The sequence below is a fragment of the Pseudidiomarina sp. PP-1MA genome (assembly GCF_041200125.1).
Classification (GTDB): Bacteria; Pseudomonadota; Gammaproteobacteria; order Enterobacterales; family Alteromonadaceae; genus Pseudidiomarina; species Pseudidiomarina fusca.
This window is the reverse complement of record NZ_CP165718.1, coordinates 2,009,470-2,021,434: the sequence shown is the minus strand read 5'-3', so window position 1 is coordinate 2,021,434 and position 11,965 is coordinate 2,009,470. Positions and strand designations below refer to the sequence as shown.

Sequence of the window (11,965 nt, the reverse complement as noted above, 5' to 3'; positions counted from 1 at the left end):
ACACAATAATGAGCAATATCCCAAAGGAATTAAAATACGCATCAACGCACGAGTGGGTTCGTAACGAAGGCGATGGTATTTTCACGGTTGGCATTTCTGAGCACGCGCAAGATTTGCTAGGCGACATGGTGTTTGTAGAACTACCTGAAGTTGGCGCCACTGTTGCAGCAGGCGATGATGTTGCCGTAGCTGAATCAGTAAAAGCGGCCTCAGATATCTATGCACCTATTGCTGGTGAAATTGTGGCGGTAAACGAAGAGCTAGAAGACGCTCCAGAAACCGTTAACAACGACCCATACGGTGACGGCTGGTTATTCAAAATTAAAGCAGACGATGCCAGCGAAGTTGAAAGCTTGCTAGATGCAGAAGGTTATCAAGCAGTTATCGATGAAGAATAAGAAGAGATAAAATGCTCAAGCCCCGGTTGTTCGCACCGGGGTTTTGCGTTTCTTATCTCTGTAGTAACGCGCAATTTACCTGTAATCGCGTAATTAACCCGTAATTAAACCCGTAACTAGGGGATTTGAAGTAAATGACTACGACCACGCTGAAGCAGTTAGAAAATCATGGTGAATTTATTGCCCGCCACATTGGCCCTAGCGCTGATGAAACTCAGGTTATGTTGGCTGAGTTAGGGGTGAGCTCATTGGCTGAATTAACCACAGACACAGTACCTGGTGCGATTCGACGCGAGCCGTTTTTGTCGATTGGTGAGCCCATGACAGAACGCGATGCGTTGGCCAAATTGAAAGCCATCGCCAGCAAAAACAAGGTCTTTAAGTCATTTATCGGTATGGGTTATTACGATACTCTAGTTCCGAACGTGATTTTGCGTAACGTGCTAGAAAATCCAGGTTGGTATACCGCTTATACTCCGTATCAGCCAGAAATCGCGCAAGGCCGCTTAGAAGCTATTCTTAACTTCCAACAAATGACCATCGATTTAACGGGCCTAGAACTAGCTAGTGCGTCTTTGTTAGATGAAGCGACTGCAGCTGCAGAAGCTATGGCGATGGCTAAGCGTGTCAGCAAAAGCAAATCAAATGCATTCTACGTAGCGGATAACGTCTACCCGCAAACCATCGATGTCGTCAAAACACGAGCAGAAATGTTTGGCTTTGATGTGATTGTTGGGCCAGCTCGTGAAGCCGATAACCACGATGTGTTTGGTGCTTTGTTACAGTACCCTGATCGCAACGGCGAAATTCATAACATCGAAAAACTAATTGCTGACATTCAAGCCAACAAAGGTGTGGTTGCAGTTGCCGCCGACATCATGAGCTTAGTGTTGCTGAAATCACCTGGTGAGATGGGTGCAGACATGGTGTTAGGCTCAGCCCAGCGCTTTGGTGTACCTATGGGTTACGGTGGCCCACACGCCGCATTTTTTGCAACCCGTGACAAATACAAACGGTCGTTGCCAGGTCGTATTATTGGCGTCTCAAAAGACAGCCGCGATAACCAAGCATTACGTATGGCGATGCAAACGCGCGAGCAGCATATTCGCCGCGAAAAAGCCAACTCAAACATCTGTACTGCACAGGTATTGTTAGCCAACATGGCTTCGTTTTATGCCGTATACCATGGCCCGCAAGGCTTGAAAACTATTGCTGCACGCATTAACCGGTTAACCGATATTGTGGCTCTTGGCTTACAAGAAAAAGGCGTGAAACTGGTCAATAGCCACTGGTTTGATACCTTAACCTTCAAACTAGAAGGCGACGTCAGTGGCGTGATGGCACGTGCTGAGCAAGCCCAAGTAAACCTGCGTATTGATGGCAACGGCCAGTTTGGGGTTAGCCTTGATGAAGCTAAATCACGTCACGATGTTGATGTGCTGTTTATGGTGCTCTTTGGTGCCGACCACGGCCTAGAAATCGAGGTGTTAGACTCACGAGTTGCTGCTGGTGAAGTCGAGTCTATCCCAGCTGCACTGCGCCGTGAAAGTGAGATTTTAACTCACCCAGTATTTAACAGTTATCATTCTGAAACTGAAATGCTGCGTTATATCAAGCAGTTAGAAAACAAAGATTTGTCATTAAACCACAGCATGATCTCGTTAGGCTCGTGCACCATGAAGCTGAACGCCACCGCAGAGATGATTCCAGTCACTTGGCCAGAGTTTGGTCAGCTGCACCCGTTCTGCCCAGTAGAGCAAGCACAAGGTTACGCTGAATTACTAAGTACCTTATCAGGCTGGTTAGTGGACATTACCGGTTATGATGTGATGTCAATGCAGCCTAACTCTGGCGCACAAGGCGAATACGCCGGCTTGTTAGCGATTCAAAAATATCACCACAGCCGTGGCGACGTGCACCGTAACATTTGCTTAATCCCTAGCTCAGCGCATGGTACTAACCCAGCCTCAGCACAGATGATGAGCATGCAAGTGGTGGTGGTAGATTGCGACAAGAACGGTAACGTAGATATTAACGACCTGAAAGCTAAAGCAGCTGAAGCCGGTGATAACCTGTCTTGCATCATGATCACCTACCCATCTACCCATGGTGTGTATGAAGAAGGTATCAAAGATATTTGTGAAATCGTGCACGCTCACGGTGGTCAAGTGTACCTAGACGGTGCCAACATGAACGCCCAAGTAGGGGTTACCTCACCAGGCTACATCGGTGCCGACGTATCGCACCTGAACCTGCACAAAACCTTCTGTATTCCACACGGTGGTGGTGGTCCTGGTATGGGCCCGATTGGTGTTAAACAGCACTTAGCACCTTTCTTGCCTAACCACAGCGTGATTAAAATTGACGATACCGCAGCCGATAACGGTGCCGTATCTGCTGCGCCTTATGGTAGCGCCAGCATTCTACCTATCTCGTGGATGTACATTGTGATGATGGGCTCGCGTGGCCTGCGCGAAGCCACCGAAGTAGCCATCTTAAATGCCAACTACATGGCTAAGCAGTTGAGCAAGCACTACCCCATCTTGTACAAAGGCCGCAACGACCGTGTTGCCCACGAGTGCATCATTGATTTGCGCCCACTCAAAGATAGCTGTGGCATTACCGAAATGGACGTAGCAAAACGCTTGCAAGACTACGGCTTCCACAGCCCAACCATGAGCTTCCCAGTAGCCGGAACCTTAATGGTTGAGCCAACGGAATCTGAATCTAAGGCAGAGCTAGACCGCTTTATTGAAGCCATGATTAGCATTCGTGAAGAAGCCAAGCGTGTAGAAAATGGTGAGTGGCCAGCAGATAACAACCCGTTGCATAACGCACCTCATACGCTAGCCGACATCGTTGACGCGAACTGGGACCGTCCATACAGTCGCGAACAAGCCGCTTACCCTGTAAGCGCGGTGAAGGTAAACAAGTTCTGGCCAAGCGTGAACCGTATCGATGACGTATACGGCGACCGCAACTTGATGTGTAGCTGCCCGGCGGTGGATAGCTATCGGTAATTGGTGTTGATGGGTGTGATCATGTAATTAAGTGGGTTAACGTTTTAATTAAGTTGGTTAATTCAGATTAAGAACAAAATTGAAAAGCGGATCTTTATGGTCCGCTTTTTTTGCTTCAAATTCGAAGGCTAATTTAATTTTTCAAAAAAAATGAAAAAAAACTTTTAGCAAATTATTTATATTAATATCGATAACTTATTAATAAACCTAAAAATATCTAAATCAATTACTGCATATAGAGAGTGTAAAAATATCTGTGTAAATGGCATTCTTAACAATATCGAAGAAGGATATCAGAATGCCAATATCAGACAAACTCATCGACCAGCTGCTTGACGGCTGTGATTCCCCAGAAGACATCTTAGGCGAAGCCGGACTACTCAAACAGCTTACCAAGAAGGTGGCAGAGCGGGTGCTAGAGGCTGAAATGGAAGCTCATTTAGGCTACGCACCAAATGACTCAGCCGGCAACAACAGCGGCAACTCTCGTAATGGTAAAACCAAGAAAACTGTTCGTAGCATCAATGGCGATGTCGAACTAGATATTCCTCGTGACCGTAACGGTAGTTTTGAGCCCAAGTTAGTTCGCAAAGGCGAACGCCAGCTGAATGGATTTGATGAGCGCATCATAGCATTGTATGCGCGTGGCATGACTACTCGTGACATTCAAGCATACCTTGAAGAAGCCTATGGTGTTGAAGTCTCGCCGACGTTCATTTCTCAGGTGACCAACGCCGTCATGGACGAGGTCAAGGCCTGGCAGTATCGTCCGTTGGCAAAGCTGTACCCAGTTGTTTACCTTGATTGTCTAGTCGTTCGCAGCCGTGATTCTGGTGTTGTACAGAATAAGTCAGTGTACCTAGCGCTTGGCATCAACACTGACGGTAAAAAAGAGCTGCTCGGGCTGTGGATGGCTCAAACTGAAGGCGCTAAATTCTGGCTATCGGTAATGAACGAGCTGAAAAACCGTGGTGTAGACGATATCTTCATTGCCTGCTGCGATGGCCTTAAAGGCTTCCCAGAAGCCATTGAGGCGGTTTACCCGAAGACTCAAGTGCAACTGTGCATTGTGCACCAAATTCGCCACTCTCTGCGGTACGTAAACTGGAAACAGCGCAAGACTATTGCCGCTGATTTAAAACTCATTTATGGCGCGGCTACTCGCGCTGAAGCCGAGCAGGCACTAGAAAATTTCGCCTCGACATGGGACTCTGAGCATCCCACCATCAGCCGCTCATGGCGGGCAAACTGGGAGCGCTTAAGTGTGTTCTTCGACTACCCAGTTGAGATACGCAAGGCCATTTATACCACCAATGCCATTGAGTCGCTGAATGCGTCACTGCGCAAAATCACCAAAACTCGCTGGTCGTTCCCTAACGACGAAGCCGTCATGAAGGTGCTGTACTTGGCCTTGCATCAGGCTTCAAAAAAGTGGACTATGCCCATACGCAACTGGAAGCCAGCTATGGCACAGTTCGAGATTATATATCAGGATCGGATTTAACAGTGAAACCAGCCATTTACACAAAATCTTTTACAGTCTCTCAATTCACCTTTTACTGTGACTTCTTCTGCAATGGCAAAGCCGTTAGCTTCTGGGTTTTTCCAGTCAATTAGCCAAACGGTTTGGTTCTACTCACCAGCGCCTTCTTTTTCTTTTACGCCATAACGGAGTAGGCGATAAACATCTTTGTTTGCATCGAATAACTTTTTTCCCTCACCGAGGGCTGCGGCAGTATCAAGTTGGCGTAATGTTCGGGTAATCAGAGCATCAGAAATTCCACGACCTTTAAGCCATTTGGTGAGCAGGTCTTTTTCAATATTGCTGTTACATTCACGGTATTCCCAATTGCCTAGGTAATCGTAATCAAGTTGATCTTTAAAAAACTTAACCACGCGGTTTTGGGTTTTACGTTCTAATTGACCGACATTACTCATTTAACAGCTCCGTTGTTTTTTCCGTTACATTTTTTAGGTAAAGATTAAACGCATCAATCATTTTTTTATGATGACGCTTTATTTCCTCTTCTTTCCACTGGGTATTCGAATACACATCTTCCAGTTTTAGCGAAACACCTTTACCGTGATGTCTTTCAATAAACTTGGCTTTTTTAATCGAAAAACCATCATCGGTCATCTCGGAATTTATACTACCTGTTACTAACGCAAGGTTGCCAAATCTATGTAGCAATTCATCAGGTATCGCATCTTTTTTAATTCTTGGGTTTTGTGGTGTTACGTGCTCAACCGAATTTTTCGAGGTCATTCTAAAGTCGTCAACGAGAGGGCTGCGCTGCTCTTTGAGTTTTAAATACAACACATATTCCAGCTTATAAAACCAATAGTGAGGGTATTGCGTGCCGTTATCGTACTCTCGGTCTAAGCTAACAGTTGCATCCAAAAGAGTTTCTTTGTGCCATAGTTCTTTAACAAACTTATGAGTACGCTCAATTAATGACTCTTTTGCTTCGCTACACAGCAGATGGTTATCAAGATGTTGTAAGTACAATAGAGCGTTATCTGAATTACCCTGATGCAAAAACTTAAGCAATGGTGTTAACCAATACTGTGTCGTCATTTGTTGGGAGTGATAAAGCATACTTTGTAGTAGCGCAAAATCTGGCGCTGCATCTGTTGATTCTCGCTGTAAATATTTAGCATTATTTCTGCTTTGAATATTTACGCGAATACGTCTGATCGCATGTTGTTTCTCTTCTTCGACTAGTACCCACTTAATAACATGCTTATCAAATTGATAACGAATTTCCCAAAGTAGCTGGAAAAAATCTTTAATATCTTGCTGGCTAGGTTTTAAAGTCAGCCAATGCTGGGTAAAAATTTGTAGTAAATCTTTATCAGAAACCTTATTGATATCATCTAAATTTTTACCTTGAAGATAAATTCTTAGCACATGTTGTAACAACATAGAAAAGCTAATAATACTGCTGACTCGGTCAGGCAAGCCTGAATCGCTTTCTTCAGTAATAGGATTTACGTCATGCTCAAAATCATCGACAGCGTTAAGTATTTCTTTTAGCGTTAATTTGGCCTCACTTAATTTTAGTTGAGCTTCTTGTAGTACCATCAGCACCGAAGAGGCACAGGCTAATTTTTCTTTTTCCACATCGCCATTTGAAGTTTTTTGCTCGTAAAGCGAAACAGTGTCTACTTTAGTGGTTGCTTTTAAGTTTCGCTCAACATAATCGTTCATATTTGAACAAGCATCCCACAGCAATGAATAGGCTTGTCGCTCATGGCTTTCAATTTTTTCTAATAGCTTTGCTTTTAGAATCTCATGATGCTGTAACTGCACGCCACGATTGTTAATTACCTCAAACAACTTATTTAAATCGGTATGCTCAGGCACTTGTGTCAGTATGAGCTGCACCTTGGTTAGAATAAAATCTGCGAGGGTTGACTTATCCAATACTAATTCGGTTTGAGCAGTGTAATTATCAAAATAGGCGTGAATTTCTTTTAATGCGTCTTCTAACTGGGCAGCTTCAGGCAAACTGGCTTGCTCTTCTCTGCATATCTTTTCGAAAAATTGAGTCACTTGTGGGCGTATTGCAAAACTGATTCGTGGCCTTTTTCCGAGTTCGGTATCGCCTTGCGTATAGTTTAAAAGGGCATTCTTTAATACCACGCTAATCAACCACAATGTAGTGAAGCGTTGCTGACCATCTATTAAATCAAACGTTTGGCTATCTTTCAGTTCAAGGTTTGGTCGTTCAATGGCAAGTGTTCCGCCCAAATAGAACTCGTTTTTTTTTTCATTATGAGCACTGACAATATCATCAAGTAGGGTATGAATTTGCTCTTTGCCCCAAACATATAACCGCTGATAAATAGGAATGTTAAAGAAGTATCTATTTTCAATAACTTGCTCTAGTGTGATTAAGTCTGATTTAAACTCAGCCATCAATTGCTTCCTTATTTTTCGCTGTGTTTAACTCTGCAAGCTGCTTCTTTACATAGGCGTCAATAAATTCAGGCGTTTTTGTTGTCAGTTGCTGCAAGCCATAATAACTAGCAACCCGTGAAGCGTAACGCTCTTGTACTAAACGATTATTTTTTATTTCTTTTTCCCAACCATCATTTAATAGATAGATTTTACCGACATCATTTTGTGACAAAAATTGAATCACATCGTCACTTTCATACGCATAAGCGATAACATCCAGTAGATTACGCTTGGCATCTCGCAAAAATTTAAGCGGGGTTTCCCGCCTGATGTCAGCTTGTGATAACCGAATAGCACCAAGGCGATGATCAAGCCACAAAACAAAACGCAATAATCCTTGGCTGCCTAACCTGTCGAAATACACCAACACACATAAGCGAAATAAACTTTGTAGGTAATGAGAAAGTGATAACACAACCTCATTATAAAACACCTGCATCGCGTTAATTTCAGGAGTTAAGCTCGGTTTGTAAAACAGCATGTTGAGCATAGCCGCGTACTTTTCCGCATACAGGAAGAATCCAGCCCCTTTGCTCACAGGCTGGCGTAGCGCAAAAGGCAAACTCGATGCTTGCGCACCAAACTGTTGTGGTGATGGCGTTAAATAAAAATCATTGTTGGCAGTTAAACGAAGTGTTTTGCCCCATTGGTTTTGTCCTGCGGGATATAGGGCAACCTCACCATTAGGTGTGCTTTTAGTTTGTTCCCCAAAATGGCTGAGCATTTCGTCTTTACTTTCAAGTTCGACAACTTGGTTCCCTGTCCAATTGCGTGATCGCCATAAATAGTAATGAAATAGCTCTGGCGCAAAATCATGCTTTTGGCTTGTGCTTTTTCCTTTGCCATGTAATTGCACTGCTTCCCAACGAGTAGCACAGTGACTTTGTAACTGTTCGTCTAGTTTACCATCATCACTATTGATGGCCCTTAAATGATAGGCTTTAAGTAAATCAGTACTGCCCAAGGGAACGCCACGATTGTTTTGTGTATCAAAAAAGGTGAACGCTAAATCTTCTTTGGTCACTGAAATAACCGTAAATCGCAGTTGTGCAAAAATGGCGAATAAAGCTTGTCTATCAACATTGTGCTTTGTTAACCACTTACTCATGGCACCTTTAGCCTGTTGAATATTGACTAGAGAACGCGAAGAGCGAAATTCAAATTGAATGTGGGCAGGCACTTCATTTTTAAGTAGCCAATACAATATCGCCAAGGAGGTCAACCTTTGCTGACCATCAATTACACATAAGTAGTTATCGTTACCTTGTGTTTTGGCATGCATTAGCAAGGTGCCCATGTAGTAAGCTTCTTGCTGATGTTTTTTGTTACTTAATGGCTGGTTTACCGTCTGCTGTGCAAAGTCCGTTAAATCAGTTAATAGTTGATGTATTTTGTCTTCACCCCAAACATAGGCACGCTGATAGGTATCTAACGCCAGTGGGCAAGCTGCACTTGCCAGCTCATTAAAGCTTTTAAGTGCAACTGAAACGTCTTGTGAAATCCTTTCCGTCATAACTATTAGTTCCCTTGTTGTGCTTCTTTATCAAACGGTAAACGAGTGCGGCCTGTAAGTAGCTCTTGCATCATGCCTTGTTTGATTTGGCGGGTTTTCGCTTTTTTTGTGGCCAATAAAGTCGTATTTTTTAAAATGTCACTTTCCGTGGTGGATTATTGAATCCTTAGATCAACAAGCAGCCCGTATCGGCGTCACGTTGTCTTCACTGCATTCCCTTCAAAAAAGCGACCACGCTGCGGCCAAGCGAGCTGTGTTCATAACCACCTTCAAGCATGGCCACGATGCGGCCCTCACAATGCTGTTCGGCGAGTTTTTTAAGCTCGGCGGCCATCCAGTGGTAATCGATTTCCGTGAGCTTAAATTGTGCCATGTCGTCTTCTAAGTGCCCATCAAATCCCGCTGAAACTAAGATCAGTTGGGGGGCGAAAGCATCTATGGCTGGTAACCAGCGATCACGCACGGCCGCCTGCCATGTGGGGCCATCACAGCCCGCTGGTAGTGGAATGTTGATCACTTCGTGGCTGATGGTTTGGGTACCGGTGTTGGGGAAGAGCGGATGTTGAAAAGAGCTGCAAAATAGCACGCGCTCGTCATTCAAAAAGATGTCTTCGGTACCATTGCCGTGGTGCACATCAAAATCCACAATAGCCACGCGTTCTAAGCCGTATTGCTGCATGGCGTATGCGGCGGCAACAGCGATGTTGTTGAAAATACAAAAGCCCATTGCGGCGTCCCAACTGGCATGATGGCCTGGGGGGCGAATGGCACAAAAGGTGCGTCTATTGTCGGCGGTCATCACCTCGTCTACAGCACAAATGCCGCTACCGGCTGCGTACAGGGCAGCGCGTAAGGTACCGGCTGTCATCATGGTGTCGGGATCTAACCAAATGTGTTCACCGGGCTCGGTTGGAGCGCGCTCAAATACGTCATTAATGTAATTGGCTGAATGCACGCGATAGAGGTCTTCCTTGGTGGCTGGTTTGGCGTCTTTTTGAGTGAGCGCAAATTCCATCCCCGACCGAATAATCTGATCGTTAATGGCGGCAATTCTGGCTGGCTCTTCTGGATGCACTTCAGAAACCCGATGCAGACTGCAATAATTGTGGCTAAAAACCGTGATCGACATACTAAGCACTACCTAAATCTAGTTGTAAATAGACTTCACCCGGTTCTTCGGAGGGCTTGCGCACAAACCCTGCTTTTTCAAACACGGCTAACATTTTGCCATTTTCGGCTCGTACGTAAGCTAACATGCGCTCGAGCCCGCGTTGTTTGGCTATGTACTTCATTTCACTTAATAATCTGCTAGCCATACCTTTACCGTGTTGATTCTCACGGGTTACAAAGGCCACTTCGCAGCTTTTTTCATCGTGCAGTAAATAGTATCTGCCAACCGCCTGAATTTGTGCCATTGAGCCTTTTTGTCTGACGATACAAAGAGCTAAATCGCGAGATTGATCGACGCTCACCAAGGTACAAGATTTTTCTCGGCTCATTTGCGTGGGCACCGTGTTGTAGCGCATCTGTAAGGTTTCTTTGGTATGCGAATAAAAGAACTCTTGTAAGCGGCGTTCATCACTGGGGTTGAGTGGTCGTAAATCAAAAAACTCGCCATTAATGGCAATTTCTTTAAAGCCTACGGCACCTAATTCAGGTACTTCTACCGAGTGCAGCACCTGGTAATGAGGCACCCAGTAGTGTTTACGAATGTCTTCTAATAGTTGTTGGCGGAACTTCGGATGCGCCACGCGGATGAGTTCTAGGGCGCGTTCGCGAATACTCTTACCGCGCAGTGAGGCTACGCCAAATTCGGTGACCACATAGTGTACATGAGCACGTGAGGTGGCCACGCCGGCACCTTGCGAAATATGCGGTACAATGCGCGACACGGTGCCGTTCTTAGCGGTTGAGGGCAGGGCAATGATGGGTTTACCGCCGGCACTCATGGTAGCGCCGCGGGTAAAATCAACATGTCCGCCAATGCCGCTATAAAAATGATGGCCAATTGAGTCTGAAACCACTTGCCCGGTTAGGTCCACCTCGATGGCGCTATTGATGGCCACCATTTTATCGTTGCGGGCAATATTGGCGGGCGAGTTCACGTACTCAGATGGATAGAATCCGATATGTGGGTTGTTATTCACAAAATCGTACAGTTGTTTACTACCAATGCAGAAACTAGTCACGGCTTTATGTTGGTGATAGGTTTTCTTGCGATTGTTGATCACGCCACTTAGCATCAACTCCATAATACCGTCAGTAATAAGCTCGCTATGCACGCCAAGGTCTTTGTGATTCACCAGATACCGTAAAACGGCATCGCAGATTTTGCCAAAGCCAATTTGTAAGGTGGCGCCATCTTCTACCAGTAAGGATACGTACTGGCCAATCCTCTCGGTTACAGCATCTAAAGCGGGCGCTTTGATTTCAGGTAAATCTTGCTCGGCCTCAAAAAAGGCATCAATTTGCCCTTTGTGAATAAAAGCTTGGCCAAAAGTGACGGGCATTTTGGGGTTCACTTGGGCAATCACTTTTTTGGCTGATTTTAGAGCGGAAGAAACAATGTCTACGGATACCCCAAGGCTATGATAGCCGTACTGATCCGGTGGGCTGACCATAATTAAGGCGGCATCGAGCGGTAAAATATCATCACTAAAGAGCGACGGGATATCCGACATAAAGGCTGGCGTATAGTCGGCACGGCCTTCGGCTACTGCTTGACGAACTTTTTCACCGCCGATGAACAGGGTATTGACCTTAAAGGTTTGCGAGAACTCAGGATTCACCCAATGGTTATCGCCGAGTGCGTAAATCTGTACGATTTCGATATCATGCAGATGTTGGCTTTGGTCGGCGAGGTGGTGCATCAAAGCATGTGGCACGGCAGCATGGGTACCAATAAAAATGCGGTCGCCTGATTTGAGCAACTGGTTCCATTTCACGGGTTTACCATCAACCAACAGCTGTCGATTGAGTGGCGGGGTAACGTTGGTATCGATAGTGTCCATCTGCGACTCCTTCTGCAGCTATGCTGGCAAAGTAACTCACACAAGGCTATGCGCTTTTA

Annotated in this window: 8 protein-coding genes and 1 pseudogene; 3 read left to right on the top strand and 6 right to left on the bottom strand. The window is 45.2% G+C overall.

The annotated features are described in order from the left end of the window. Window positions 1-8: 8 nt before the first annotated feature. The 3 genes from gcvH to AB8S08_RS09615 all read left to right on the top strand — a co-directional run bounded on the left by gcvH (window position 9) and on the right by AB8S08_RS09615 (window position 4,922). Entirely contained in the window at window positions 9-398 is a 390-nt protein-coding gene (gcvH, locus tag AB8S08_RS09625) for a glycine cleavage system protein GcvH (protein WP_110076129.1), read from the top strand. Between the two features lie 134 nt (window positions 399-532). Further along, complete coding sequence (gene gcvP / locus AB8S08_RS09620; protein ID WP_369742601.1) at window positions 533-3,418, top strand: aminomethyl-transferring glycine dehydrogenase; 2,886 nt, start codon at window positions 533-535, stop codon at window positions 3,416-3,418. Between the two features lie 298 nt (window positions 3,419-3,716). Then, window positions 3,717-4,922 (top strand): IS256 family transposase, encoded by a 1,206-nt coding sequence (locus AB8S08_RS09615; protein ID WP_369742600.1) that lies wholly within the window; start codon window positions 3,717-3,719, stop codon window positions 4,920-4,922. On the opposite strand, the pseudogene AB8S08_RS09610 reads toward AB8S08_RS09615, so the two are convergent. The 6 genes and pseudogenes from AB8S08_RS09610 to AB8S08_RS09585 all read right to left on the bottom strand — a co-directional run. After that, window positions 4,919-5,038 (bottom strand): annotated as a pseudogene (locus AB8S08_RS09610) (hypothetical protein); the annotation flags it as partial. The gene AB8S08_RS09615 and the pseudogene AB8S08_RS09610 overlap by 4 nt on opposite strands. 12 nt (window positions 5,039-5,050) lie before the next feature. Next, window positions 5,051-5,356 carry a hypothetical protein gene (locus tag AB8S08_RS09605; protein ID WP_369742599.1) on the bottom strand — a complete coding sequence of 102 codons (306 nt, stop codon included), beginning with the start codon at window positions 5,354-5,356 and terminating at the stop codon, window positions 5,051-5,053. Continuing rightward, the gene (locus AB8S08_RS09600; RefSeq protein WP_369742598.1) at window positions 5,349-7,340 is read right to left on the bottom strand and encodes a DUF262 domain-containing protein; all 1,992 of its coding nucleotides are present in this window, start codon (window positions 7,338-7,340) and stop codon (window positions 5,349-5,351) included. The genes AB8S08_RS09605 and AB8S08_RS09600 overlap by 8 nt, the downstream gene beginning before the upstream one ends. Continuing rightward, on the bottom strand, window positions 7,333-8,895 hold the full coding sequence (locus tag AB8S08_RS09595) for a DUF262 domain-containing protein (protein ID WP_369742597.1): 1,563 nt from the start codon (window positions 8,893-8,895) through the stop codon (window positions 7,333-7,335). The genes AB8S08_RS09600 and AB8S08_RS09595 overlap by 8 nt, the downstream gene beginning before the upstream one ends. Window positions 8,896-9,100: 205 nt before the next feature. After that, entirely contained in the window at window positions 9,101-10,024 is a 924-nt protein-coding gene (locus tag AB8S08_RS09590; RefSeq protein ID WP_110076131.1) for a histone deacetylase family protein, read from the bottom strand. A 1-nt stretch (window position 10,025) separates the two neighbouring features. Beyond that, entirely contained in the window at window positions 10,026-11,906 is a 1,881-nt protein-coding gene (locus tag AB8S08_RS09585; RefSeq protein ID WP_110076132.1) for a GNAT family N-acetyltransferase, read from the bottom strand. Window positions 11,907-11,965 lie beyond the last annotated feature (59 nt).

Excerpts from the sequence above, each read along its gene's own strand:
- AB8S08_RS09585 (WP_110076132.1), bottom strand. The coding sequence starts at position 11,906 with ATGGACACTATCGATACCAACGTTACCCCGCCACTCAATCGACAGCTG.
- AB8S08_RS09590 (WP_110076131.1), bottom strand. The coding sequence starts at position 10,024 with ATGTCGATCACGGTTTTTAGCCACAATTATTGCAGTCTGCATCGGGTT.
- AB8S08_RS09605 (WP_369742599.1), bottom strand. The coding sequence starts at position 5,356 with ATGAGTAATGTCGGTCAATTAGAACGTAAAACCCAAAACCGCGTGGTT.
- gcvP (WP_369742601.1), top strand. The coding sequence starts at position 533 with ATGACTACGACCACGCTGAAGCAGTTAGAAAATCATGGTGAATTTATT.
- AB8S08_RS09595 (WP_369742597.1), bottom strand. The coding sequence starts at position 8,895 with ATGACGGAAAGGATTTCACAAGACGTTTCAGTTGCACTTAAAAGCTTT.
- AB8S08_RS09600 (WP_369742598.1), bottom strand. The coding sequence starts at position 7,340 with ATGGCTGAGTTTAAATCAGACTTAATCACACTAGAGCAAGTTATTGAA.
- gcvH (WP_110076129.1), top strand. The coding sequence starts at position 9 with ATGAGCAATATCCCAAAGGAATTAAAATACGCATCAACGCACGAGTGG.
- AB8S08_RS09615 (WP_369742600.1), top strand. The coding sequence starts at position 3,717 with ATGCCAATATCAGACAAACTCATCGACCAGCTGCTTGACGGCTGTGAT.